This window comes from Microbacterium kunmingense (assembly GCF_023155745.1).
GTDB classification, from domain to species: domain Bacteria; phylum Actinomycetota; class Actinomycetes; order Actinomycetales; family Microbacteriaceae; genus Microbacterium; species Microbacterium kunmingense.
In genome coordinates this window covers 203,889-230,112 of record NZ_JAKNUS010000004.1, presented here as the reverse complement: position 1 = coordinate 230,112, position 26,224 = coordinate 203,889, and the positions used below count along the sequence as shown (strand labels likewise).

Sequence of the window (26,224 nt, the reverse complement as noted above, 5' to 3'; positions counted from 1 at the left end):
CGGGCTGCTGTCGGGACCCGGACGGCGTCCAGTCTTCGGAATGGAGAGAAATGTGTCAAACGTTTTCGAAAACAGTTTCAATGGCGCTAGTATCCCCTTCATGGCATCCCGTCCGACCATCACCGACGTCGCCCGAGCCGCGGGCGTCTCGGCCGCGACGGTCTCCAAAGCCGTGAACGGGCGCTACGGCGTCGCGCCCGACACCGTCGAGCGCGTGCTACAGGTCGTCGCCGAGCTCGGGTACGAGTCGAGCCTCGTCGCCTCGAGCATGCGGTCGCGCCGCACGGGCGTCATCGGCGTGCTCGTGGCGGACTTCGAGCCGTTCAGCGCCGAGATCATGAAGGGCGTCGGGCGAGCTCTTCGCGACACGCACTACGACCTGCTGGCCTACAGCGGATCCCGCCAGCAGAACGGCGAGGGGTGGGAGCGCCGTTCGCTCAGCCGCCTGAGCGGCACCCTCATCGACGGGGTGATCATGGTCACCCCGACCGTCGTCGGGGCGAGCGCCGAGGTGCCGATCGTCGCGGTCGACCCCCACACCGGCCGGGCCGACCTTCCGACGGTCGAGTCCGACAGCTTCGCCGGTGCCCGCGAGGCCACCAGGTATCTGCTGGAGCTGGGTCACCGTCGCATCGGCTTCATCGCGGGGCGCCCCGACCTGCGGTCATCCATCCTGCGCGATGCCGGGTACCGGCGCGCGCTGTCGGATGCGGGCGTGGCCTACGACCCTTCGCTCGTACGGGTCGGCATGTACCAGCCCGACGTCGTGCGCGACCAGGCGCGCGGGCTGCTCAGCCAGGACCGTCCGCCGACCGCCGTCTTCGCGGCGAACGACCTGTCGGCGCTCGCACTCATCGATGTCGCGGCCGGGATGGGCCTGCGAATTCCGCAGGACCTGTCGGTGATCGGCTTCGACGACATCCCCGACGCCACGCAGGGGCCGGTCTCGCTGACGACGGTGCGGCAGCCGATGCAAGGACTGGGCGCCACCGCCGCGGGGATGCTCGTGACGCTCATGAACGGCGACACGCTCGACGCCACGCATGTGGGCCTGGCGACCCGCCTGGTCGTCAGGGGGACGACGGCGCCGCCGCCGCGCTGACCGCGGCCCGCTCGGGGAGCTCGGGGGCGCTCGACGGATCGGCGAGGACACCGTCGAAGACGATCTCGGCCGCCCCGATCAGCAGGCGATCCTCGGCGAGCGAGGCCAGACGCAGCTGCAGGTCCTCCGTCGCGGCCGGCATCGCCTGCGCGCGCACGCGCGCGAGGAGGTCGTCGACGTCCACGTCGGCGATCGTCGCGAGGAACCCGCCGAGCACGACGACGGAGGGGTTCAAGACGTTCACGGCGTTCGCAAGGGCCGTGGACAGGATGCGACGCTGTCGCGCGACCTCCGCCGCGACGGCGGCGCGGGCATCGGGATCGGGCGGGTCGGCGAGGGCTGCGGCGAGGGTGGGCTCATCGGCGGAATCGAGACCCACGGCGGTCAGCAGCCGCGACCTGCTCACCTCGTCCTCGAGCACTCCGCCGTCGGCGAGCCGGTCGGCTCCGTCGGCGATGCCCGGGCGGTTCTGGCCGAACTCGCCGGCGTACCCGCCCGCACCGCCCACAGCGACGCCTTCGACGATGAGGCCGCCACCGATGCCGCTCGCGCCGCCGTTGAGGTACACGACGTCGTTCACGCCGCGCGCCGCGCCGAAGAGGTGCTCGGCCATCGCGCCGAGACTGGCGTCGTTGGCGACGCGGGTGCGGAGCCCGGTCGCCTCGGCGACGAGGTCGCCCAGGGGCACGTCGCGCCAGAAGAGGTGCGGCGCATCGCGCACCAGGCCATCGGAGGCACGAACAAGGCCCGGAACCGCGAGGCCGATGCCGACGATCGCGGCGTCGGCGAGCTCGTCGGCGCGCCAGGCCTCGAGGCGCGCAGCGAGGAGAGAGGCGGTCTCCTCGGGAGTGGGCGGCCGATCGACCTCGTGACGCTCGCGGGTCACGGTGGTCTGGTCGAGGCGGACCGCGGCGAGCGTGATCGCGTCGACCTCGGGGTTCACGGCGATCGCGACGACCCGCGGCGAGACTGCGACGATCGGAGAAGGACGACCCACCCGGCGGGCGGGGTCGGGAGCACGTTCGGTGACGAGTCCGCGTCGCACCAGCTCGCCGACGAGGTCGGCGATGGTCGAGCGATTCAGCCTGGTGGCCTCGGTGAGGCTCGCTCGCGACAGGGGGCCGGTGCGGTGCAGGAGCGTCAGGATCGTCGACAGGTTCCGCTGCCGCCCGCCGGGCCCGACCAGACTCATCGCTCCAGTGTAGAGAGGACGGTGCCCCGCGCCCGGAGGGACGCGGGGCACCGTGGTGCGTCTCAGCCCTGCATCCGCTCCCTTCGCCGCTGCACGAGGATGGCGCCGGCGAGGAGGGCGAGCAGGCCCGCCAGGCCCAGGCCGAACGGCAGGCCGCCACCGGTCGAGGCCAGCGGGTTGCGCGGGTCGCCCGACGCGCCGCCGTCCGAGCCGCCGTTCGCGGGCGGCGTGGTCGGCGTACCCGGCTCACCGGGCGTGCCCGGCTCGGTCGGGGTGGTGGGCCCACCGGGCGCGGTGGGCGTCGTGCCCTCCGCGGCGACCAGCTCTCCCACGCCCCAGCGGGCCGTGGACTGGTAGCCGGCGCCGGTCGGATCGGCCCAGTTGCGGATGCCGGTGCGCGCACCGTCGGAGGCGTCGTTGACCTGGAAGTCCAGACCATGGAACGTCCCCTCACCGCCCGAGTCGAGCAGGCTGATGCGAGCCTCGACGACATAGCCGCCGTCGACGGTGGCGACCTGGGACTCCACACGATTGCGCTGGAACGCCTCGTCGCCGGTTCCGAACGACACCGCACCGGCCGCGCTGATGCGGATCTGGGTGTCGTCGTAGCGGTACGAGCCGTTCTTGACGTTGCCGGCGTCGACGTAGATCTCCACCGAGTCCTGGATCCAGGGGTCCGAACCCGAGACATCCACCACCGGGTCGGCCACCTCGGCCAGGACGAACAGGGCGTTGTCCTGCCAGAGGGTCCGCACCGACGCGGTCGCGCCGCCCGTCCCCTCGACCTGACGGTCGGTGGTGACGGCGTTCGCGGCGGCCCACGCGTCATCCACCGCGCCGTCGATCGTCGGCGCATCGACCGCCTCGACGACCTCGACGAACGACAGCGGCTCGACGAGCGTGAGGTTTCCGAGCTCGCCGGCGGTGTTCCACCCGGCGGAGGCGTCGCCGTCGGCGATGCGCGCGTCGAAGCGGACCACGTCGCCGAGCGCCGCGTCACCCAGGGGCAGCGCCGCCACGATCCGGTAGCCGGTGTCGGTCTCGGTGACCGAAGCGCTCACGTCGCCCTCGCCGTCGCGGCCCACGACGTACTCCTGGTCGCCCACGGTGAAGCGGACGCCGTCGGCGTCATCCATCGATCCATCCGTCACCTCGACGAACGCGGTGAGGGTGCCGGGCTCCCAGCGCAGCTGGAAGGCACCGCTCTGCTCGATCGGCAGCAGCGGCAGACGGTCCCACTCGGCCGCGGTCGGTGCCGCGTCGTCGACCGGCACGGAGCCGCCGAACACGAACGCGCTGCGTTGGCGGGCGGGCAGTTCCTCATCGACGGCGCCGAAGAACGCGGGCTTGCCCTGGTAGGCATCGTCGAAGAGCAGTGGTGCGCCGTTCGCCGAGCGCCAGCTGCGGCCGTCGGTGAGACCCCACACGGTCACGCTGTAGAGCTCGTCGATGTTCTCGCGGAACACGCGGAACGCGTCGCGGTAGTAGTAGCCCTGCTCGATCAGGAGCGCTTCGCTGACGGGTGTCCCCGTGGTGACGTCCAGCTCGGTGACCACCTGCGTGACGGGCAGATCGGCGAAGGTGCGGATCGCCTGCTCCAGGGCCGAGACCGGCATCGCCAGGCTCACGTGGAACTGGTGTCCCACACCGTCGATCGGCACGCCGCGCGCGAGGAGCCGCTCGACGAGCGCGAGGTAACGCCCCTGCTTGCCCGACTGCTCGGTGTTGTAGTCGTTGATGAAGAGCGTCACCGGCCGGTCGACGCCGTCGGCGGCGTAGACCTCGTTGAACGCCTCATCGGCGTACTGGAACGACAGGTCGATGAACTCCTCGCCGAGGATGCGGTACCACTCGCTGCGGCGCAGGCCATCGGCGTACTCGGAGCCGTCGGAGACGACCTCGTTCACGACGTCCCATGCGTTCAGCGGGTTGGTGCCGCCGAACTCGCCGTACTCGGTGGCGAGCCACTCGGCGACGTTGAAGATGTGCTCGCGGAGGCGGTCGCGGAGGATCTGCTTGTCCGCGTCACTCGTGGTCAGCGGTGAGCCGTCGGCCGCCTGGAAGAAGAAGGCCGGGGTCTGGCTGTGCCACACCAGCACGTGGCCGTAGACCGCGAGGTCGTTGGCCTCGGCGAAGTCCATCAGCGCGACCGCTTCGGGGTTCGCGCGGAACTGGCCGTTCGCGTCGTACCAGGCCTCGGGCTTCATGTAGTTCTCGCCCGTGATCTGGTCGAAGTGACGCAGAAGCAGCTCCGAGGCGACGCCTGTCGTCTCCCGGCTGTCGATCGCCACGCCCACCGGAACGTCGAGGGTGTCCTGCAGCGGCGTGAGGTCCTGGATCTCGCCCGGCTCGGGCACGCTCACCTGGATGTCATCGAAGTACAGGTCGGAGGTGTTCGTGCCGTTGTAGTCGGTCTCGAAGTAGAGCAGACCCGTGTCGAACGCCTGGAGCGGGAAGGATGCCCGCACCTGGGTCCACCCCGAGTTGGTGACGTTCGCGAACTGCGCCAGCGTCGAGAACGTCGTCGCACCCTGGTAGTCGCGCTGCAGGCTCAGCCAGACCGGACTCGTCGGCTGACCTTCCCCGAAGCGCACCCAGGCGGTCACCTCGTAGGTGGTGTTGGCCTGAAGCTCGGCGATGTCGTGGCCGAAGCCCGATCCCTGCGAGGTGCGACCCGTCAGCGCCGCCGACTGGTTGCCCTGCTGAGCGTCGTCGGTGGTGAGCGTCACGGTCGGAGCGCCGCTGCCGCTGTCGCGCGGAACCCAGCCGCCCAGGCCCTCCTCGAAGTCGTTCGAGAGCGCGGTCGGACCCACCACCGGCGGGGTGCCCGGGTCGGTCGGGTCGGTGGGATCGGTCGGCTCGGTGTCGAGGGCCGTCACGACCAGGTCGTCGAGGTAGTAGGTGAACGTTCCCGAGTCGGCGCCGCCCGTGCCGATGTAGAGCTGGAGGCCGGGCAGATCGGCGTCGTCCGCAACGGTGTACTCGCCGCTGATGGTCGTCCAGTCCTCGGCGGTGGCGGTGGTCGGCCCGATCCACGTGTAGGTCGGCTTCATCACGAAGCGCGCCGACTGGTCGGCTGTGCCTTCGGCCAGTTTGATGCGCGCGGAGACGCTGTAGGTCGTTCCCGCCTCGAAGATCCCGGCGGGGCTCTGGATGCCGGTGAAGTCGTCGGCGCGGTCCGCGACCTGAAGGACCTGCGAGCCGTCGAGCTCGACCACGGAGAGTGTGTTCTCACCTCCTCCGCTGGCGATCCAATCGCCGGTCGTGCCGTCCTCGAAGTCGATCGAGGTGATGACGGTGTCGGCCGCGGAGGCGGCTGACAGGGGGGCGACGATCAGTGCGGCGGCTGCCAGGACGGCGGCCGCAGCGGATCGAGCACGATGTCGTCTCACGAATACGCTCCTTTGCGCGGGGGTTTTGTCGTGCTCGCAAACCTATGTGCGCAACAGAGCGGTGAGGGTCTTCCTCACGAAAACGTTACGAAACTCTCCACTTAAGTTTCGAGCGGTGCCGGAGCCGTGCTTTCGCGCACCACGAGGTGCGTCGCGAGGTCCATTCGGAACGTCTCGGGCTGGCCGCCCTCACCGAGTCGGAGTGCCAGGCGGGTCGCCTCCTCGCCCATGCGGCGAAGCGGCTGGTGAACCGTGGTCAGCTGCGGGCTGAACCACCGGGCGAGCGCGATGTCGTCGTAGCCGACGACCGAGAGGTCGGTCGGCACCTCCAGCCCGGCGCCGCGCGCCGCGGCGATGACGCCGATCGCCTGCAGGTCGCTGCCGGCGAAGATGGCCGTCGGGCGGTCGGGGAGGGCGAGCAGCTGACGCGCCCAGGTCTCACCGCCGGAGGGGTGGAAGTCACCGAAACGGACCCAGTTCGCGTCGACGGGAAGGCCCGCGGCGTTCATGGCCGAGCGGTATCCGTCGAGCCGGGCGTGCGAGCACATCGCGTCCGCGGGCCCGGTGATGGCGGCGATCCGCCGGTGCCCGAGCTCGATGAGGTGCCGGGTGGCGACGAGGCCGCCGGTCCAGTTCGCCGATCCGACGGCGGGCACGTCGGCGGCCGGATCTCCCGACGGATCGACGATGACGAACGGGATGCCGCGGCGCTTGAGCTTGTCGCGGTGGGCGGGTGCGAGGTCGGAGAAGACGAGGATGACGGCGGCGGGGCTCCGACGCAGGACGCCGTCGATCCACTCGTCGCCGGGGGCGTGGCGGTCGCCGCTGAGGGTGAGCACCGTCGACAATCCTGCCTCGGCCGCGACCGTCTCGACGCCGGTGATGAGGTCGGTCGACCAGCTCGGCTCGAGCTCGTGGAGGACGAGCTCGACGTACTCGCCGCGGCGGTTGCCGGTGCGGCGGGTGTAGCCGTGCTCGGCCAGGAGCTGCTCGATCCGCGCCCGGGTCGAAGACGCGACATCCGTCCGGCCGTTGAGGACCTTCGACATCGTCGCGATCGAGACGCCGGCCTCCTCGGCCAACTGGGCCAGCGTTACTCTCGTGGTGTCCGCCATGTCAGGAGTGTATTGCGAAAGTTTCGGAGCTGCGGCGACGTGGTGTTCACGGTGTGGACGTGGCATCCGATCTGGTATAGGTTGTTAACCGCAACATTTCCCCGCAAAGGAGCGCCATGCCCACCCCCACCCGCGCCGACAAGTTCTCGTTCGGCCTCTGGACCATCGGATACAACGGCACCGATCCGTTCGGCGGGCCGACCCGCCCGGCCCTGGACGTCGTCCACGCGGTCGAGAAGCTCGCCGAGCTCGGCGCCTACGGTCTGACCTTCCACGACGACGACCTCTTCGCCTTCGGCTCGAGCGACGCCGAGCGTCAGACGCAGATCGACCGGCTGAAGGGCGCGCTCGCCGACACCGGTCTCATCGTGCCGATGGTGACCACCAACCTCTTCTCCGCGCCGGTGTTCAAGGACGGCGGGTTCACCTCCAACGACCGTCAGGTCCGACGCTTCGCGCTGCGCAAGGTGCTCCGCAACATCGACCTCGCCGCCGAGCTCGGCGCGAAGACGTTCGTGATGTGGGGCGGTCGCGAGGGCGCCGAGTACGACGCGGCCAAGGACATCCGCGCGGCCCTGGAGCGCTACCGCGAAGCGGTCAACCTCCTCGGCGACTACGTCACCGACAAGGGATACGACATCCGCTTCGCGATCGAGCCGAAGCCGAACGAGCCCCGCGGCGACATCCTGCTCCCCACCCTCGGACACGCGCTGGCCTTCATCGACTCGCTCGAGCGCCCCGAACTGGTGGGCCTGAACCCCGAGGTCGGCCACGAGCAGATGGCCGGGCTGAACTTCGCCGCCGGCATTGCGCAGGCGCTGTACCACGGCAAGCTCTACCACATCGACCTCAACGGCCAGCGCGGCATCAAGTACGACCAGGACCTCGTGTTCGGTCACGGCGACCTGCACAACGCCTTCGCCCTGGTCGACCTGCTCGAGAACGGCGGCCCCGGCGGGGTGCCCGCCTACGACGGCCCGCGTCACTTCGACTACAAGCCCTCGCGCACCGAGGACGAGACCGGTGTCTGGGAGTCGGCCGCAGCCAACATGCGCACCTACCTGCTGCTGAAGGAGCGGGCCGCGGCCTTCCGCGCCGACCCCGAGGTGCAGGAGGCGCTCGAAGCGTCCAAGGTCACCGAGCTCGCCCAGCCGACGCTGAACGCGGGGGAGTCGTACGACGACCTGCTCGCCGACCGTTCGGCCTACGAGGACTTCGACGCGCAGGCCTACCTCGGCGGGCACGGCTTCGGCTTCGTCCGCCTGCAGCAGCTGGCCACCGAGCACCTGCTCGGCGCGCGCTGACCCGGTCACCGGACGCGCCCACCCACCGTCCACTCCCGCGAAAGTGCATCTGCGCGCCGAGGATGCGGGGTTACCCCGTATTCTCGGCGCCCAGAAGCACTCTCGCGGGGGTGGTGAAGTGAAGCGAGGAGAGCCATGGCGCTCGTGATGGGGGTCGACTCGTCGACCCAGTCGTGCAAAGTCGTGATCGTCGACACCGCCACCGGCGAGGTCGTCCGGCAGGGGCGCGCCGCGCACCCGGAGGGCACCGAGGTCGACCCGGGCGCCTGGTGGGAGGCGCTGCAGACGGCGATCGAGGACGCCGGGGGCATCGGCGACGTCGCCGCGTGGGCCATCGGCGGGCAGCAGCACGGCATGGTCGTGCTCGACGCCGAAGGACGCGTCATCCGACCGGCCCTGCTGTGGAACGACACCCGCTCGGCCGGCGCCGCGCGCGACCTCATCGCCGAGTTCGGCGCCGACGATCTCGCGCAGCGCACCGGGCTCGTGCCGGTCGCCTCCTTCACCATCACGAAGCTCCGCTGGCTCCGCGACGACGAGCCCGACAACGCCGCGCGCGTGGCCGCTGTGGCGCTCCCCCACGACTGGCTGACGTGGCGGCTGCGGGGCTTCGGCCCGGAGGGCGAGTCGCCGCGGGGTCCGGTTCTCGACGAACTCGTCACCGACCGATCGGATGCCTCCGGCACCGGGTACTGGGATCCCGAGACCGGCGGCTACGACCACGCTCTGCTCGAGGCGGCGCTCGGGCATGCCGCGCACCTGCCGAGGGTGCTCGGCCCGGACGAATACGTCACCGACGCCGACGGCCGCCGTGTCGGGGGCGGCGCGGGCGACAACGCCGGCGCCGCACTGGGGCTCGGGGCCGCACCCGGCGACGTGGTGGTCTCGATCGGCACGAGCGGCACGGTCTTCGCCGTCAGCGAGGAGCGCACGATCGACCCGACCGGCACGGTGGCCGGCTTCGCCGACTGCACGGGGCGTTTCCTGCCGCTCGTCGCGACCCTCAACGCCGCCCGCGTGCTCGATGCGATCGCGCGCCTGCTGGCCGTCGACCATGCCGAGCTGAGCCGCCTCGCGCTCGCCGCTGCGCCGGGGGCGGGCGGCCTCACCCTCGTGCCCTACTTCGAGGGCGAGCGCACCCCGAACCTCCCCGACGCCACCGCGTCGCTGGGCGGCATGACGCTCGCCTCCACGACCCGCGAGAACCTCGCGCGCGCGGCGGTCGAGGGGATGCTCGGAGGGCTTGGCGCCGGTCTCGACGCCCTGCGGGGCCTCGGCGTGCCGCTCCGGCGGGCACTGCTCATCGGCGGCGGCGCCCAGTCCGAGGCGGTCCGCGAGATCGCGCCCCTCGTCCTCGGCATGCCCGTCGAGGTTCCGGCGCCCGGTGAGTACGTCGCGCTCGGCGCGGCGCGGCAGGCTGCCGGCATCCGCTGATCGGGAGGGTTCCTCCCAGCCCGCTCAGAGCCGGCGTCCCTAGCGTCGCACCATGGACCCAGACCTCGGTGACGACGACCGCATCTCGGTGAGCCCGGCGGAGATGAGGGCGCTCCGCGACGAGATGCAGCGGTTCCTGCTGGAGTACCGCTTCGGCATGCAGGAGATCGAGACGAAGATCGCCATCCTCCGCGATGAGTTCCTCTACCTGCACGACTACAACCCGATCGAGCATGTCTCGAGCCGGGTGAAGTCGCCCGACAGCATCGTCGACAAGGTGGCGCGCAAGGGCATCGAACCCGAGTTCGCCGCCGTGCGCGAGCACATCACCGACATCGCGGGCGTCCGCATCACCTGCAGTTTCGTCACCGACGCCTACCGGCTGTTCGACCTGCTGACCCAGCAGGACGATGTGACCGTCCGCACGGTGAAGGACTACATCTCCGACCCGAAGCCGAACGGCTACAAGAGCCTGCACGCCATCGTCGAGGTGCCGGTCTTCCTCTCCACCGGTCGCGTGGTCGTTCCGGTCGAGGTGCAGTTCCGCACCATCGCGATGGACTTCTGGGCGAGCCTGGAGCACAAGATCTACTACAAGTACGACCGCCAGGTGCCCGAGGGGCTGATTGAGAGTCTGAAGGATGCCGCGGACACCGCGGCGGAGCTCGACGCACGCATGGAACGGCTGCACCGCGAGCTGCACGCGTCGCCCCAGCCCGCCGAGCCGACGCCTGCCCCGCACCGTGGCGCGCTCGCGGTGTGACAGCCGCGCCGCCCGACCCGGTCGCCGGGGGCGGGGCAGAATGGGGCGATGGCCGGTGACGACGCAGGCGGCGCGAGGCGCGGCGACGCCGACGAGCGCGACCCCGATGCCGATGAGCGCGACCCCGATGCCGACGAGCCGAAGACCGTCGCCGACGAGCTGGATGCCATCGCGGTCGAACTCTACGCCCTCCGTCCCGAGGAGTTCACGGCGGCGCGGAACGCCCGCGCCCAGGCGGCGCCGCGCGCCCTCGGTGCCCGGATCCGCACTCTCCGCAAGCCCGCGGCCTCGGCCTGGGCTGTCGATCTCCTCGCCAGGGAGGGTCTGCTGACCGACGTGCTGGAGCTCGCCGCCGCGCTCCGCGAGGCGCAGGACGACCTCGACGCGAAGGAATTGCAGCGTCTCGGTCGCGAACGTCGAGCCCTCGTGCAGGCGCTCGCCCGCCGGTCGGTGGCCCTTGCCGCCGAGCGCGGGGTCACCCTCAGCGGGGCGGCACGCGACGACGTCGCCGCGACGATCACCGCGGCGCTCCTCGACCCGCGGGCGGGAGCTGCCGTCGCCACCGCCAGGCTGATCCGACCCCTCGAGGCGACCGGGGTGGACCCGGTCGACCTCAGCGAGGCGGTGGGCGGCAGCATCCCGGGGGTCCCCGACGCTCCCGCCCGTCCGGCGCGGACGACCGACGACCTCGCCGCGCGGCGGGCGCGGAAAGCCGCCGAGCAGGCGGTGCGGGCTGCCGAACGCGGTGCGAGCGAGGCCGAGCGGGAACTGACGCGGGCGGAGGCACTGCTCGCCGCGGCGACCGAGCGCGAGGCACACCTGGCGGAACGGCTCGACGAGCTGCGCGCACAGCTCGCCCGCCTCGAGAAGGATGCCCGTGTTGCCGCCGACGCGCGCGAGGCGGCGGTCGACGCGCGCGTCGCCGCCGCCGAGCGCGCCGGCGACGCGCGTCGCGCGCTCGAGACGGCCCGCGACGCCCTTCCCCGGGACTGATCCGCGCTCTCCGCTGACGGACGACCCGTCGCTCGCTACGCTGAGCGACGTGAACGGGTTGGACATCGCCGCGGTGGTGATCGCGCTGGTGGCCGTGGGGGCGCCGCTGCTGGTGCGCGGCCTCAGCCGCTGGGTTGCGGTGCCCATCGTGGTGTTCGAGCTCCTCCTCGGGATCCTCGTCGGGCCGCAGGTGCTCGGCTGGGTCGGCGAGTCGGCCTTCATCGACTTCCTCAGCGAGTTCGGGCTCGTGGCGCTGTTCTTCATCGCCGGCTCCGAGATCGAGGCCAGCGCCCTCAGGGGACGCAGCGGCCGACTGGCCTGGCTCGGCTGGGCGATCAGCATCGCCGTGGGCGTCGGGATCGGCTTCGTCCTCTCCCCGGGTGAGGCGGGCGTCATCATCGGTATCGCGCTCGCCTCCACGGCGCTCGGCGCGCTCGTGCCGATCCTCCGCGACAGCGGCGATCTGCGCACCCCGTTCGGCCGATCGGTGATGGCGGTGGGAACCGTCGGCGAGTTCGGGCCCCTGATCGCCATCACGCTGTTCCTCGGCGGCCGCGACATCGGTACGGCGACCGTCGTGCTGCTGATCTTCCTTGTGGTCGCCGCCGGGGCGATGGTGCTGGCGTACCGGATGCCGCAGGGCCCGCTCTACACGGTCGTGACGGCCACGCTCCACACCTCGGGACAGTTCGCCATCCGGGTGATGTTCCTCATCATCGCCGCACTCGTCGTCCTGAGCGTCATCCTCGGCGTCGACGTGCTGCTGGGCGCGTTCGCGGCCGGCGTCATCTGGCAACTCCTCATGCGGGGGGCGGGGGAGAAGCAGCGCAAAGACGTCGAGACCAAGGTCGAGGCGGTGGCGTTCGGCTTCCTCATCCCGGTGTTCTTCATCGACACCGGCATCGAGTTCGACCTGGCGAGCCTCATCGCCGAACCGCTCCTCCTCCTCGCCGTTCCCGTCGCGCTGGTCGGATTGCTGATCGTCCGCGGGGTTCCGTCGATGCTCGCGGCGCCGCCGGGCTCGAGTGCACGCGACCGGGTGGCGACGATGTTCATGGGTGCCACCGCCCTGCCGATCATCGTCGCAGTCACGACCATCGGCGTCGACGAGGGCGTTCTCGAGGGTTCCACCGCCGCGGTGCTCGTCGGGGCCGGGATGCTCTCGGTGCTCCTGTTCCCCCTCCTCGCCGCCATCGCCCGCGGGAAGCGCGCGACCTCGGCCGGCGACAGCCTCGAGTGGGACTCCGCCCCGATGTCCGACACCGCGTGAGCGCCCTCGACGACCTCCTCGCGGGCGCCCGGGCCCGGCTGGCCGGGGTATCCCGCGAAGGGCTGGGGGAACTGCTGCCGCCGCGGCGGCTGCTCGGCGTCCTCCGCGCGCCCCGGATCGTCCGCAGGGGATCGGCCTGGCACCTCGGCACGCTCCTCCTCACCGACGACGACCTTCTCGTGACCGGCGACATCCTCCGCGCCCGCGCCGAGGTGCGCCGCGGCTTCACCGCGGAGTCGCAGCGGGAGCGCGCGCAGCTCGCGGCAGCCGCCCGGCGGGGAGGATTCGCCGAGGGCGAGACCGTTCACATCGGCTGGCAGCGGCTCGACCTCGACGCGATCGGCCGCGGCGCGGCATCCGGTCCGGTCAGGGTCGTGGACGGGGAACCACGCGTCCGGTGGAGCGCCGCCGGGGGGTACGTGCCGCTCGCCGGCTACCTCGACGAGCGGGTCGGGCTGCTCGTCGATCCGCCCGGCGGAGCGACCTGAGCGTCGCAGGGCGAATCAGGCGGCGGCGCCGAATCGGGCACCGAAGGCGGCGAGCAGTCGGGCCGGTTCGCTCACCGGGGTCGCGAGCACCCGGGCGGCGATGACGTCGTAGTCGCGGGCGTCGTAGTACCCGTCGTTGCGGTAGACCTGCATGCGTTCGGTGAACGCCCGGGGTGTCAGCTCGGGGTGGAACTGCGTGGTGTAGAGCCGGTCGCCCACCCGGTAGGCCTGCACGGGGCAGGCCTCGTTCGCGGCGAGGTGCACGGCACCCGGCGGCAGGGCGGCGGTGCCCTCCTTGTGTCCCGTAAGGGCGGCGAACGCGGGGTCGAGCGCGGCGAACAGCGGATCGTCCTGGGCGGCCGCGGTCACCGTCACGGTCGTCGGACCGGCATCCTCGGGGAACGCGCGGCTCACCTCGCCGCCGAGGAGCCGTGTGACCACGCTGATGCCGTAGCAGGTGAACATCGCAGCGAGCCCGTCGCCTCCGGCGGCGGCAGCGGCGACGCGCTCGAGGTCGCGTTCGACGCGGCGCTGCACGTCGGTCTTCGTCGACTCGGGATCGACGACGTTGAAGGGGCTGCCTCCCACCACGACGGCGCGGTAGACGTCCAGCGCGCCGTCGGGCAGGGGGGAGCGGACGAGATCGTGACGGTGCATCCGCTCGGGGCCGACGCCCATCGCCGCGCGGAACGACGCGTATTCGGCCTCCGCCGCCGCCTCCTGGGGCCGCGCGCAGAGGTAGAGCAGATCGGCGGAGGTCACCTGTGAAGTTTAGGTCGGGCTCGGATGTATCACACGCCCGGGTGGTGCCTCTGTTCGGGTGTGGCCACAATGGGCGCTATGACGCATGCTGACGCGGATGCCGGGGTCGACCCTGCCCGCCCCCTGCGTTGGGAGCTCGCCGCCACCCTGTTCCAGCGATGGCGCGGCGGCGACCGCAGCGCGATGGACGACCTCGTCCGACTCATGACCCCCACCCTGTGGCACGTCGTCCGCGCGTACGGCGTCGACGCGGCGCTCGCACAGGACGTCGTGCAGACGACCTGGCTGACCCTGGTGCGGCGCCACGAATCGATCGTGGAGCCGCAGGCGGTATCGGGGTGGCTGACCACCACCGCCCGCCGCGAGGCGTGGCGGGTCGGGCGCCAGCAGCGCCGGGCCGATCCCACCGAGGTCGACGACCTCGAGCCGCACCTGCCGACGCACGAGTCGGCCGAGCAGACCGCGCTCCGCGACGACGCGTCGCGCCGACTCTGGCTCGCCGTGAACCAGCTCAACGAACGGTGTCAGCGCCTGCTGCGGGTGGTCGCCTTCGACGAACGACCCGATTACGCCCGCATCGCGACAGACCTCGCGATGCCGATCGGCTCCATCGGTCCGACGAGGCAGCGGTGTCTCGGCAAACTGCGGGCGATCCTCGCAGAGGAAGGAGAGGACGGCAGAGATGACGACGGATGACTCCGCCGATGCCCGTCTGTTCGCGCGACTGCGCGCGGTGTGGGAGGAGGTCGACCCGATGCCCGCGGGCCTGGTCGACCGGATGGTCGCCGCCGTGGCGGTCGAAGACCTCTCGCGCGAATACGCGCTGCTGACGCTCGTCGAGGGTACGCTCGCGGCGACCCGCGGCGACACCGACACGGCCACGTTGCAGTTCAGCGACGGACGCACGAATGTGCTGCTGCACCTGTCGGTGGCCGAGGACGGCCGACGGCGCGTGGACGGCTGGGTCGACGCCCAACCGCTGTCGATCCGGCTCGTTCAGGACGCGCGGGAGTGGACGACGGATGCCGGCGAGCACGGCCGATTCGCCTTCGTCGACGTCCCCGCGGGCTTGACCCGCCTCCGCCTGTCGCTTCCCGCCGGGGCGGGGGAAGCCGACCCCCGCGAGTTCCAGACCCCGCAGTTCGAAATCTGATCCTGCTGCGCCGAATCGGCGCAGCCTCGCCCCTGATCGAGGAGACGCTTCACCATGGTCCGACCCGACGGAACACCCGACTGGCGCGATCGCGTCGACGCCGCCCGCCCCCGCGGGGTGCCCCTCGATCCCACGAGCGAGCGCGTCGAGGGCGTGCGGCCCTATCCGACCGCCTACGACCCCGATCACCTGCTCGTGACCGACGACGAGCTGCTCGACGAGATCCTCTCGATCCTTCGCGGCGCCGCGGGGGACTTCGGGTGGGGGGTTCGTCTGGAGACCGTGAGGGGTGAGCGCCTCACCGACGAGGCGGCGCGGGAGCGCGCGGGCACCGCTCGCCGCGAGCTCGGTCTTCCCCTCGTGCTCGTCGCCCGCATCTTCCCCGACCCGCAGCCGGATCGCGACGACGAGCCCGTTCCGCCCATCGACGCGTGGCGGCTGCTGCAGCGAGCGCGCGGTCGGTCCGACAAGGCGCTCCCAGGAGTGGGACTGGACCACATCATCTCCATCGATCCCTACGGATCCACCAATCCCTACGGCTCGACGAACCCGTACGGCTCCACGAACCCGTACGGCTCGACGAACCCGTACGGCTCCACCAACCCGTACGGGTCGACGAACCCGTACGGCTCGACGAACCCCTACGGGTCGACGAACGCCCCCGGACCCGGCTCCTACGCCTATCCGGGGTCGGGCGGCCGCGAGGTGGTCTCCTACATCGGCGACCCGCCCCGCCGCGACGACAACTCGATCCGGGGGCGCCGCCCCGTGGTCGCCTTCATGGACACCGGATGCGGGCGGCACGCGTGGCTGCCCGACAGCATCGTCGATCGTCATCTCCACAACGGCAGCGACCCGGTCGGCGTCGTGGGGGCGGCCACCGACCCCGAAGAGGTCGGCGACGTGTCAGGGCCCTTCGACGGATTCCTCGACCAGGCAGCGGGGCACGGCACCTTCGTCGCCGGGGTGATCCGCCAGATCGCCCCCGACGCCGATCTGATCTCCATCCGCGTCGCCGACAGCCAGGGCACCCTCCTCGAGGGGGAGTTCCTCGAGGCGGTGCGCGCGGTCGCCGAGCTCGTCATCCGCTACGCCCGCGGTGAGGGTGGCCGGCCGATCGACGTCCTCAATCTCTCGCTGAGCTACTACCACGAGACGCCCGAGGACGGGCAGTTCGACCAGACCCTGGTGACGTACCTCGTCGCCGCGCGCCGGCACGGCTGCGCGGTGGTCTGCTCGGCCGGCAACGATGCGACCGATCGCCCCGCGTTCCCCGCCGCGCTGTGGAAGTGGCCGGATGCCGATTTCACCGTGGAGGACCCCGATGACGCCGCGCCGCACCTGTCGGTCGGGGCGCTCAACCCCAACGGCAGGAGTGTCGCCCTCTTCAGCAACGTCGGCGACTGGGTCCGCGTGTACGCCCCGGGCGTCGCGGTGGTCAGCTCCGCGCCGCCGCTGAACGGCGGCATCCAGGCAGGCACGCGCAACGACCGCTACGGCCTCCGGCGCGAGACCATCGACCCCGACGACTTCACCGGCGGCTTCGTCATCTGGAGCGGCACCTCCTTCGCCGCCCCGCACATCGCCGGCGCGCTCGCCGAGATGGTCGGGGTGGGGCTCATGGACGGCTCCCTCGATGAGAGGCCCGGCCCCCGGGTGAAGGCGCTCCGCAAGGCCGGGGCGCAGCTGGAGAAGGAGTGGAAGGGCACGACCCGGGCACCCGCCTGAGTTCCTCGGCACGGGGCCGTGCGCAACGGCGGGGACCGGTAGCGACACGCCGCTTCGCGGCATCCGGAGTCGGCGTGCCCGCCCCTCGGTCCCGCCGCCCGGAACCCCTGCCCTGCGCCGAGATCGCGTCTGCGCCAAGATGAAGGGTGGCCACGAGAAGCGCCGAGGATCTGCACCGGCTCGCCGTCGAGCTGTGCATCTCCGGACGGTACGCGCGGGCCCTCTCGGTTCTCGCGCTGGCGACCGGCCGCACGGATGACCCCGATCTCCGTGCGCGCATCGAGGGCACCCGCGCGTTGGCGCTGCAGCGCACCGGATCGCCGTCCGAGGCCGAGGAGGTGCTGCGCGAGGCGCTGGCGGCTCGTGGCTTGACCGCACACACCCGCGCGATCCTCCGTGGCCAGCTCGGGGCTCTGGCGATGTACGGCGGACGACTCGATGAGGCCGAGCGCCTGTTCGGCGAGGCCGTCGAGGCGCTCGACGATACCGATCCGCTCGCCGCCGCCCGGGTGCGCATGAATCGAAGCCTCGGTCGGATGCAGCGGCGAGACCTCGAGGGAGCCGCGGCGGACGCGGAGTGGGCGGCCACCCGTTTCGCCGCCGCCGACCTCGCCACGGATGAGGCGCACGCCCGTCACAACCTCGGGTACATCGCCCTGCTGTCGGGCGACCTCGTCACGGCGCTCGAGGCGATGCTCATCGCCCGGCCCGCCGCAGCCACCACCCCCGTTGCGGGCGCGGTGGGAGACATGGACAGGGCCGAGGTCCTGCGCGAGGCCGGGCAGACCACCGAAGCGGAGCGACTGCTCGAGCGCGTCGCGGCGGTCTTCGGTGCCCACCGGATGCCCCAGTCGCGGGCGGAGGCGGAGTTCCAGCTGGCGCGATCGCTCCTCGCCCACGACCCGGAGCGTGCGCGGAAGGTCGCGCTCGCGGCATCCCGCAGATTCCAGCGGCTCGGGAACGACACCTGGGCGCACCGGGCCGAGGCCATCGGGCTGCGGGCCGGAATCCAGTCGCCGCGGCGACGCGCACGGGACGGGGTGGTAGAGAGGGTGGACACGCTGGCCACCGCCCTCGCACGGGAGGGCTTCCGAGGCGAGGCGACCGCGCTGCGCCTGACGGCCGCCGCCGCCGACCCGGCGCTCGACCGGCGCCCGGTCCGCCTCCGCGACGACGCCCCGCTGGAAGTGCGACTGATCGGTCACGAGGTCAAGACGACGCGTGCCGCGCGGCGCGGTCGCTATGACGACGTGCGCCGGCACGCCGCCCAGGGGATAGACACGCTCGCCGCCTGGACGGGTTCGTTCGGGAGTCTCGACCTGCAGACCTCGGCGGCGATGCACGGTGCCCGCCTCATGTACGCCGGTCTCGACGCCGCCCTCCGCTCCCGCGATCCGGAGATCGTGTTCGAGTGGGCCGAGCGCGCCCGCCACCTCAGTCAGCAGTCGACACCGCTGCGCCCGCCTCCCGATCCGGAGCTGGCCGCCGAGCTCGCCGAGCTGCGCACCATCCGGGCCGAACGTCCGGGCGCGGATTGGCTGGACGAGCCGCGTGCGGCCGAGCTGCGGGAGCGCGCGCGTCGCCGGCAGTGGGCCCACACGCGCGCCGGGGAGACGGCCGAACGCGCGACGCTGCCGAACGTACGCGACGCGCTCGACGCCGACACCGCCGTGCTCAGCTTCCTCTACACCGGCTCGCGCCTGGCCGTCCTGGTGTCCGACAGCGCACGCGACACCCTCGTCGCGCTGGAGGGTCCGGATCGGATCGGCGCTCTGCTCTCGGGCTTGCGGGCCGATCTCGACATGGCGGCGGCCGTGCGATCGGGGCCGCTGGTCTCGGTGGTCCAGTCCGCGCTGCAGACCAGACTCGCCGAGCTCTCCGCCGGCCTCCTCGACCCCGTGCTCACGCGCACCGATCGGCGTCGACTGGTGCTGACCGTCCCCGGCATGCTCAGCGGGGTGCCATGGGGGATGCTCCCGGCGATGGAGGGCCGCGTGTTCACTGCGGCGACGTCCGCGACCCGGTGGGTGCGGGCGATGTCCGGCACCGCGTCCGCGCCGAGCGCGTCGACCGCATTCGTGGTCGGGCCGGGGGTGCCGCGCGGTGAGGAGGAGGTGGCCCGGGCGCGGGTCGCGTGGCCGTCGGCCGCGACCCTCGTCGGCGCCGATGCCACGGTGCGCGGGGCGGCCCAGCTCGCCGCGTCATCCGGTGTCCTCCACGTCGCCGCGCACGGGCGCCACACGGCCGACAATCCGCTCTTCTCCGGTCTCGAACTCGCCGACGGCGTGCTCTTCGGCTACGACATCGACCTCATCCCCGAGGTCCCCCGCGTGGTGGTGCTCTCGGCGTGCGAGGTGGGGCGCTCCTCCGTGCGATGGGGGGAGGAGGCGCTGGGGATGACGCGGATCTGGCTTCACGGCGGAGCGGAGTCGGTCGTCGCCGCGCCCGTCCGGGTGGCCGACGACGATGCGTGCGAACTGCTGGCCGCGATGCACGAGGGTCTCGCGGCTGGTGAGGCACCCGCCGAAGCGCTCGCAGGAGCGGCCGCCCGGACGGGGATTCGCGCGCCGTTCCAGGTGCACGGCCGAGGATTCTGAAGAAGATCCGTCCGCGGTGTATCAGGGGCTCCGCGTGGGGCTCCAACACTGTGAAGCGGCATGAGTGCGGTCGGCCGAAGCCCGACCGGGGGGCACTCAGGATCTGCCGGGGGGCGCGCTCCCGCGGGGCGTGAGGATCCGTGCTGCTTCCAGGGGTGTCGCGGAGGTTTCGGTCCGCGGCACCCCTGCCTCATGTGCGCGAGGAACGGGCGCTGCGTCCGCGGACGATCCCGATGAATGTCTGGATGTGCGCGCCTGTCTCGTCGTCGACGTCGTCGACCGGCCAGGCCAGCCCGACGGATGACCGCGGGCCGTCGGTCAGCGGACGGAACGTGGCATCGCGGCGGTGATGCAGCCGGGCGAGCGACATCGGGACGATGACGATGCCGGCGCCGCTGGCCGCCGTGGCGATCGCCTCCGCCGTGTCGAGCGAGCCGCTCGAGGATGCCACGACGACGTCGGGGATCGCGATCCCGAGGACGTCGTCGGAGGGGATGTAGACCGTCTCGCCGGCCAGGTCGTCTGAGGTCAGCTCATCCGCCACGCTGAGGTGCGAGTCGGTCGACATGACGACGACCGGGACCTCCTCGTACAACGGGATGAGGTGCAGTCCGTCCCGGTCGAGGGGAAGGCGCACGAGCGCCGCATCGACCTCGCCGGCGGTGAGACTCCGTCGCTGCTCCGAAACGGCGACGGGAATCAGTTCGAGCGGGACCCGTGGCATCCGCTCTCTCCAGATGCCGATCCACTTTCCGGGGGTCGCCCCGGGAACCGCGCCGAGACGGAACGGACGGGCTGCCATGGATTCAGGCTAGCCGTGCCGCCGATGGGCCGCCGATCTCATGCGGCCAGACGGAAGCCTCGCCGGTCTGTCGCGACGCGCTCGCCGTCGGCGATCGTCTCGTCGTCACGGATGAGGGAGTTCACCGCGACCCGCGCGTTCGCGCCGATGTTCGTCCGGACGCCGATGCGGGCGCCGGCGCCGATGACGGCACCGGGACCGACGTGGGCGTGAGGTGCGATGTGGGCTTCGGGGCCGATGAGCGCCTCCGCCTCGATCCACGCACCGCGTCCGACACGAGCGCCGGCCGCGATCTGCGCACCGGGTTCGACGTAGGCGCCGGCTTCGACGATGGCAGTCGGGTGCACCTTCGCGCCGTGGGCGATCAGTCCGCGTCCGTTGACGTGCTTGCGGTAGCGGAGCGTCTCGCCCTGGTCGTTCTCGATGTCGACGTAGTTCTTACCCACGATCTCCTCCTTCAGCGCGGTTGTTGCGCCGAGTACAGATACAACCGATCCCTGCACAGATACATTCCCTCGCATCAGCCCGATTGGATGCAGGGGCTTGCAAAGTCTTCGTCGCAGAGGTACGCAGCGGATGGGAGGGCCGGCGACGGCGTGTCAGGTCTGGCAGACGGGGCACCAGAAGATGATGCGTTCCCGCGTCGGATCCGCCCCGAGTTCTCCGCCGCGGATCTGCGTGCCGCATCGTCTGCAGGGGCGCCCCTCCCGCCGGTAGACCCAGGTGCTCTGCCCCGGGCGGGAGTCTCCGGTGAACGTGCGACCGGAGCGATCGCGGTTGGCCCGGATCATCCGGGTCCCGACCTCGACGAGCGACGCGGTGTCGACCTCGGGCGCGGGAGTGGTGGGGAGGATGCCGCGGACGAAGAGGATCTCGTTGGCGTACTCGTTGCCGAACCCGGCGACGTTGCGCTGATCGAGCAGCGCGACGTGGATCTCGCGAGGGTCGGCGACGAGTCGCCGCGCGGCTTCGGCGGGGTCCCAGTCCTGCGCCAGGGGGTCGGGCCCGAGATGATCGACGAGCTCGCCCTCGCGCTCGGTCGGGACGACCGCGATGTCGGCCAGGTCGAATCCGACGGTGTCCCATTCGGTCGTGCCGACGATGGCGCGGGCCTTGTATCCGGGTTTACGCCAGCGACCACCCCGTCGGTACACATGCCACTCGCCCTCCATCTTGAGGTGGCTGTGCAGGGTCCAGGCGCCGATGCGGTGCAGGATGTGCTTTCCGCGGGGGACCACCGCGTGGACGACCTCGCCGGTGAGGTCGACGGTCGCGACCTGCGGGACCCGCAGATCGAACCGCGCCACGGGGTGGCCGGCGAGGGCTTCGTGCAGTCGACGCGCGGCACGGAAGACGGTGTCGCCCTCAGGCACGGCGCCCCGATCCCGCGGTGGCTGCCGCCGTGGCGCGACGGATCGTCAACCCGCGAGGGCTTTCGACGAAACCGGCCTCGCGGAGCGCGCCGCCCACGGGCGTACCGAGGACGAACGACCCGTTCACCTGCTCGATCGTGACCGTGTCGAGCCTGCGGGCCGTGATCGTCGCCGCGAGGTCACGCGTCGCCGCCTGCAGCGACGCGACATCCTCGGTGAAGGCGAGGGTGGATTTCCCGCCGCGCTCGACGTACAGCACGAGGCGTCCGTCGACGATGACCACGAGCCCCCCGGCTTTGCGTCCCGGGCGGTGGGAGACGCCCTCCACCCGCGGCCAGGGAAGTGCGGCGCCGTAGGGGTTGGCGGGGTCGGTCGCCGCGAGGGTGACCGCGGCCAGCGGCGGCGGATCGGCGACCGCCGCGAAGTGGCGGAGGCGATCCACCGTGCTCGACGCGGCGAACTGCGCGGCGCCGAGCTTCTCGATCACATACCCCCGGCGGCAGTGGCCCGCCTCCTCGAAACCCGCCAGCACCCGGTAAGCCTGCGCGAAACCGCCCGGCATCCCCTCGGACTGCACCGAGCCGCGGGTGACGACCCCGTAGCGGTCCAGGAGCAGGCTCGCCGCCGCGGTCGCGCGAAGCGCGGGGTCGGGCTCAGGGTCGGGGAGCAGAGACCAGCGTCCCCCGATCGCCGGCGGACGGGGCGGAGCCGACGGTGTCACGCGGGGAAGGGATGCGCCGCGGTACATCCGTGCGCGCGGCGCCCGTCGGCTCACGCGGTGCGCCTGCGAGCCGCCGGTGAGGAGGGTGCGGATCGGGGCGAAGGTGTCGTTGGTGACGCGCCCGGTCCAGGTCAGCGCCCAGAGCGCATCGATGACGGACTGCTCGTTCTCCGCGTCAGTCAACGCCCGCAGCTGTGCGGCGAAGTAGGCGCCCCCGGCTTCCAGCACCTCGATGATGCGTGCCTCCAGCGACCCTTCGGCGAGCTCGTCCTCCGCCGGCGCGAGGGTGAGAGCGACGATGTCGGCGGGATGCAGCGCGATCCACCCGTCGCGTCCGGGAAGCGACCCGTGGCCCGACCAGACCACCTCGCCGCTGGTGGTCAGTTCGTCCAGCAGGGCCGGGGTGTAGTCGCTGACGCGGGAAGGAAGGATCAGCGACTCCCAGGCGCTGGCGGGGATCGGCACCCCCGCCAACTGCTCGACCACGGCGGCGACGCCGTCGATGCCCTCCAGCGGGCGGGTGACGTGCTGCCACTCCGGGAGGAACCGCGCGAACGCATCGGGCGGCACGGGTTGGACGCTCCCGCGGATGGCGGCGAGCGAACGCATCCGGAGGCGTCGCAGCACCTCGCTGTCGCACCACTCCGCCTCCTCGGCGCGCCCGGTCCGGTCATCGCCGACGGGGAGGAAGAATCCGCTCGACAGGCGCCCCTGCGCCTCGAGGCGCTGGAGGGTGAGACGTGCCACGGCGGAGCCGATGCCCAGACGGGTCGCCACGTCGTCGGTGCGGAACGGCCCGTGTGTGCGTGCGAACCGCGCCACGAGGTCGCCGAGCGGGTCGGCGAGCGGCTCCAGGAAAGCCACCGGGATGCCGACGGGAAGAGCCACCCCCAGGGCGTCGCGGAGGCGGCCGGCGTCTTCGATGCCCGCGACGCGGGCGACGCCGCCGGTCGTGACCGGGATCGCGCGTCGCGCGTCGACGAGGGCGTCGAGGAGGGCCTGGGCGGTCCGGGCATCGGCGGGCGCGTCGCCGGTGTTTTCGTCCGTTCCGTGGTCCGACTGCAGCCGGGCTGCGACGTCATCCGCGTCGAGGGGGCCGAGGAGACGCAGCAGGTCTGCGACGCCCTCGATCCCCTTGACGCGGCGTTCGGGGTCGAGTCGCTGCACCTCGCGCTCGAACTGGGCGATGACGTGCGGGTCGAGGAGCTCGCGCATCTCGACCTTGCCGAGAAGTTCGCCGAGGAGCGCGGGATCGACCGACAGCGCGGCGGCTCGACGTTCGGCGAGGGGTGAGTCTCCCTCGTACATGAACGCACCGACATATCCGAAGAGCAGGTCGCGTGCGAACGGTGAGGGCTGGCTCGTCGTGGTCTCGATGAGACGGATCCGCCGATCGGCGATGCTCGCGGCGATGCGCAGGAGGGCCGGGAGGTCGTAGACGTCCTGGAGCACCTCGCGAAGGGTTTCGAGGATGATCGGGAAGGTCGGGTACCGACGTGCGACCTCGAGCAGCTGCGCCGCGCGCTGCCGCTGCTGCCAGAGGGGGCTCCGGCGGTTGGGGTTGGTGCGCGGCATCAGCAGCGCCCGCGCGGCGCACTCCCGGAACCGTGAGGCGAACAGCGCCGACCCGCCGACCTCGTCGGTGACGATCTGCTCGAGCTCGTCGGGCTCGAAGACGAAGAGCTCTGCGCCGGGCGGTTCCGCTGTGGCATCCGGAACCCGGGCGATGATGCCGTCATCGCTCGCGACCGCCGCTCCTTCGACACCGAGGCGCTCGCGGATGCGGGCGTTCACCGCGAGAGCCCACGGCGCGTGCACCTGCATGCCGTAAGGAGAATGCAGGATGACGCGCCAGTCTCCGACCTCGTCGCGGGAACGTTCGACGGTGAGGGTGCGATCGGTCGGAAGCGACCCGGTCGCCTCCCGCTGCTCGGCGAGGTAGGTGAGGAGATTCTGCTGCGCATGCGGGTCGAGGCCCGCGGCATCGAGGCGTGCGGCCGCCTTCTCGGGTCCTGCCGAGGTCACTTCGCGGGAGAACTTCCCCAGGGCCTCGCCGAGCTCGGCCGGGCGCCCGATCCCGTCGCCGTGCCAGAACGGCAGCTTGCCCGGCTGCCCGAATGCGGGCACGACGTTGACGCGGTCGTGGGTGATCTCGACGATGCGCCAGCTCGTCGTGCCCAGGGTGAAGACGTCGTTGACGCGAGACTCGTAGACCATCTCCTCGTCGAGTTCACCCACGCGGGCGTTACTGCTCTCGCCGGCGACGAACACTCCGAACAGGCCCCGGTCGGGGATCGTTCCACCGCTGGTGACCGCGATCCGCTGGGATCCAGGGCGACCGGTGAGCGTGCCCTGGTCACGATCCCAGACCACCCGCGGCCGGAGTTCGGCGAACTCGTCGGACGGGAATCGCCCTGCCAGGAGGTCGAGCGTAGCCTCGTAGGCGGAGCGGGGAAGGGTGCGGAACGGGGCGCTGCGCTTGACCGTCTCGAACCAGCCCTCCACGTCGATCGGCCCGAGTGCGCACGCGGCGACGGTCTGCTGCGCGAGGATGTCGAGCGGATTCTGGGGCACGGCGATCGCCTCGATCTGGCCGGCGAGCATCCGCTCGGTGACGATCGCGGTGTGCAGCACGTCGCCGCGGTGCTTCGGGAACAGCGCGGCCCGGCTCACCTCGCCCACCTGGTGACCCGCACGCCCGATCCGCTGCAGGCCGGATGCCGCCGACGGGGGAGCCTCGACCTGGATCACCAGGTCGACCGCGCCCATGTCGATGCCGAGCTCCAGGCTCGAGGTCGCGACCACGCACCGCAGCACGCCCGACTTCAGCTCCTCCTCGACCTGGGCGCGCTGCTCCTTCGACACCGAGCCGTGATGGGCCTTGGCGAGGACGGCGGGCGCGCCGGCCGACGACCCGGCCTGCGCCATCATCGCGGCGGGCACCGTCGGGTCGGGCACATCGACTCCGATGCGCTCGGCGTAGATCTCGTTCAGTCGTCCCGTCAGCCGCTCCGCCAGGCGGCGGGAATTGGAGAAGACGATCGTCGAGCGGTGGGAGAGGATACGGTCGACGATGGCCTCCTCCACGTGCGGCCACAGCGACCCCGTCCGCTCCTCCGGAGCGGAGTCGGGCGCATACCAATCGCCGGACGCGTCGCCGCCGTCATCCTGCTCCGGCGGTGCGCCCGGGGGTGGCGGCGGATTGAGCATGTCTTCGACCGGCACCACGACGCGAAGGTCGAACGCCTTCGTGGATCGTGGCGCGACGATCTCGACCGGCTGCGAACCGCCGAGGAAGCGCGCGACTTCGTCGATGGGGCGCACGGTGGCCGACAGGCCGATCCGCTGCGCGGGCGCGGCGTCGGCATCGTGGGAGCGTCGCAGCGCATCGAGGCGCTCCAGGCTGACCGCGAGATGCGCGCCGCGCTTCGTGGCGGCGACGGCGTGCACCTCGTCGATGATCACCGTGTGCACTTCGCGCAGGGTCTCGCCCGCCTGGCTGGTGAGCATCAGATACAGCGACTCGGGAGTGGTGATGAGGATGTCGGGGGGATCGGTCACCAGCTTCCGCCGGTCGCTCGAGGAGGTGTCGCCCGACCGCACACCGACGGTGACGTTCGGCACGGGATGACCGAGGCGCCGCCCCGACTGGCCGATGCCGACCAGGGGTGAGCGGAGATTCCGCTCGACGTCGACCCCGAGGGCTTTCAGCGGAGAGATGTAGAGCACGCGCGTCTGCGCCGGCGGGGCCGCACGGCCGCCGCGGCGGCGACCGCGAGCGTCAGCGGCGGTCTTCGTCGGCGCATCCTTCTCTCGGAAGATACGATCGATGGCCCACAGGAACGCCGACAGCGTCTTGCCCGACCCGGTCGGCGCCACCACGAGGGCGTGCTTGCCGCGGGAGATCGCGTCCCACGCACCGGCTTGGGCCGCCGTCGGTTCGGCGAAGGCGCCACGGAACCAGTCCTGGGTCGCAGGACCGAAGCGGCCGAGCACCTCGGGTGCTGCGACCGTCGAGGCGTCTCTCATCCCCCC

At 71.8% G+C, this 26,224-nt stretch carries 19 protein-coding genes; 11 read left to right on the top strand and 8 right to left on the bottom strand.

The window, feature by feature from the left end; all coding sequences use genetic code 11:
* Window positions 1-100 precede the first annotated feature (100 nt).
* Window positions 101-1,102, top strand: a complete 1,002-nt coding sequence (locus MA875_RS07975) for a LacI family DNA-binding transcriptional regulator (protein WP_248241597.1) — start codon at window positions 101-103, stop codon at window positions 1,100-1,102.
* On the opposite strand, the gene MA875_RS07970 is transcribed toward MA875_RS07975, so the two are convergent.
* The 3 genes from MA875_RS07970 to MA875_RS07960 all read right to left on the bottom strand — a co-directional run bounded on the left by MA875_RS07970 (window position 1,071) and on the right by MA875_RS07960 (window position 6,801).
* Entirely contained in the window at window positions 1,071-2,294 is a 1,224-nt protein-coding gene (locus tag MA875_RS07970) for an ROK family transcriptional regulator (protein ID WP_248241596.1), read from the bottom strand. The genes MA875_RS07975 and MA875_RS07970 overlap by 32 nt on opposite strands.
* A gap of 62 nt (window positions 2,295-2,356) precedes the next feature.
* A complete protein-coding gene (locus MA875_RS07965) occupies window positions 2,357-5,686 on the bottom strand; it encodes an endo-1,4-beta-xylanase (RefSeq protein ID WP_248241595.1) in 3,330 nt (1,109 codons plus the stop codon).
* A 101-nt stretch (window positions 5,687-5,787) separates the two neighbouring features.
* Entirely contained in the window at window positions 5,788-6,801 is a 1,014-nt protein-coding gene (locus MA875_RS07960; RefSeq protein ID WP_248241594.1) for a LacI family DNA-binding transcriptional regulator, read from the bottom strand.
* Between the two features lie 116 nt (window positions 6,802-6,917).
* Here MA875_RS07960 and xylA point away from each other — a divergent pair, with 116 nt between their 5' ends.
* The 6 genes from xylA (at window position 6,918) to MA875_RS07930 (ending at window position 13,053) form a co-directional block, all read left to right on the top strand.
* Window positions 6,918-8,105, top strand: coding sequence for a xylose isomerase (xylA, locus tag MA875_RS07955; RefSeq protein WP_248241593.1), 1,188 nt, complete (start codon window positions 6,918-6,920; stop codon window positions 8,103-8,105).
* 135 nt (window positions 8,106-8,240) lie between these two features.
* On the top strand, window positions 8,241-9,539 hold the full coding sequence (gene xylB, locus MA875_RS07950) for a xylulokinase (RefSeq protein WP_248241592.1): 1,299 nt from the start codon (window positions 8,241-8,243) through the stop codon (window positions 9,537-9,539).
* Window positions 9,540-9,591: 52 nt separating this feature from the next.
* On the top strand, window positions 9,592-10,302 hold the full coding sequence (locus tag MA875_RS07945) for a GTP pyrophosphokinase (RefSeq protein WP_248241591.1): 711 nt from the start codon (window positions 9,592-9,594) through the stop codon (window positions 10,300-10,302).
* A gap of 48 nt (window positions 10,303-10,350) precedes the next feature.
* Complete coding sequence (locus MA875_RS07940; protein ID WP_248241590.1) at window positions 10,351-11,295, top strand: serine/threonine-protein kinase; 945 nt, start codon at window positions 10,351-10,353, stop codon at window positions 11,293-11,295.
* Window positions 11,296-11,344: 49 nt separating this feature from the next.
* Entirely contained in the window at window positions 11,345-12,565 is a 1,221-nt protein-coding gene (locus MA875_RS07935; protein WP_248241589.1) for a cation:proton antiporter, read from the top strand.
* Entirely contained in the window at window positions 12,562-13,053 is a 492-nt protein-coding gene (locus MA875_RS07930; protein WP_248241588.1) for a glutaminase, read from the top strand. The genes MA875_RS07935 and MA875_RS07930 overlap by 4 nt, the downstream gene beginning before the upstream one ends.
* A 15-nt stretch (window positions 13,054-13,068) precedes the next feature.
* Here the strand turns inward: MA875_RS07930 and MA875_RS07925 are convergent, their stop codons facing one another.
* Window positions 13,069-13,815 carry a glutamine amidotransferase-related protein gene (locus MA875_RS07925; protein WP_248241587.1) on the bottom strand — a complete coding sequence of 249 codons (747 nt, stop codon included), beginning with the start codon at window positions 13,813-13,815 and terminating at the stop codon, window positions 13,069-13,071.
* Window positions 13,816-13,893: 78 nt separating this feature from the next.
* Between MA875_RS07925 and MA875_RS07920 the strand changes: the two genes are divergently transcribed.
* The 4 genes from MA875_RS07920 (at window position 13,894) to MA875_RS17770 (ending at window position 19,293) form a co-directional block, all read left to right on the top strand.
* Complete coding sequence (locus MA875_RS07920) at window positions 13,894-14,511, top strand: RNA polymerase sigma factor (RefSeq protein ID WP_248241586.1); 618 nt, start codon at window positions 13,894-13,896, stop codon at window positions 14,509-14,511.
* The gene (locus MA875_RS07915; protein WP_248241585.1) at window positions 14,498-14,968 is read left to right on the top strand and encodes a hypothetical protein; all 471 of its coding nucleotides are present in this window, start codon (window positions 14,498-14,500) and stop codon (window positions 14,966-14,968) included. The genes MA875_RS07920 and MA875_RS07915 overlap by 14 nt, the downstream gene beginning before the upstream one ends.
* A gap of 54 nt (window positions 14,969-15,022) precedes the next feature.
* On the top strand, window positions 15,023-16,696 hold the full coding sequence (locus MA875_RS07910; protein WP_248241584.1) for a S8 family peptidase: 1,674 nt from the start codon (window positions 15,023-15,025) through the stop codon (window positions 16,694-16,696).
* 146 nt (window positions 16,697-16,842) lie between these two features.
* On the top strand, window positions 16,843-19,293 hold the full coding sequence (locus tag MA875_RS17770) for a CHAT domain-containing protein (protein WP_248241583.1): 2,451 nt from the start codon (window positions 16,843-16,845) through the stop codon (window positions 19,291-19,293).
* Window positions 19,294-19,483: 190 nt separating this feature from the next.
* Here the strand turns inward: MA875_RS17770 and MA875_RS07900 are convergent, their stop codons facing one another.
* The 4 genes from MA875_RS07900 to MA875_RS07885 all read right to left on the bottom strand — a co-directional run bounded on the left by MA875_RS07900 (window position 19,484) and on the right by MA875_RS07885 (window position 26,218).
* Window positions 19,484-20,095, bottom strand: a complete 612-nt coding sequence (locus MA875_RS07900) for a LysR substrate-binding domain-containing protein (protein ID WP_248241582.1) — start codon at window positions 20,093-20,095, stop codon at window positions 19,484-19,486.
* A 38-nt stretch (window positions 20,096-20,133) separates the two neighbouring features.
* A complete protein-coding gene (locus MA875_RS07895) occupies window positions 20,134-20,541 on the bottom strand; it encodes a transferase (protein WP_179559830.1) in 408 nt (135 codons plus the stop codon).
* 153 nt (window positions 20,542-20,694) lie between these two features.
* Window positions 20,695-21,468 carry a DNA-formamidopyrimidine glycosylase family protein gene (locus MA875_RS07890; RefSeq protein WP_248241581.1) on the bottom strand — a complete coding sequence of 258 codons (774 nt, stop codon included), beginning with the start codon at window positions 21,466-21,468 and terminating at the stop codon, window positions 20,695-20,697.
* Window positions 21,461-26,218: an ATP-dependent helicase gene (locus tag MA875_RS07885; protein ID WP_248241580.1), complete on the bottom strand. Its 4,758-nt coding sequence runs from the start codon at window positions 26,216-26,218 to the stop codon at window positions 21,461-21,463. The genes MA875_RS07890 and MA875_RS07885 overlap by 8 nt, the downstream gene beginning before the upstream one ends.
* Between the last annotated feature and the right edge of the window lie 6 nt (window positions 26,219-26,224).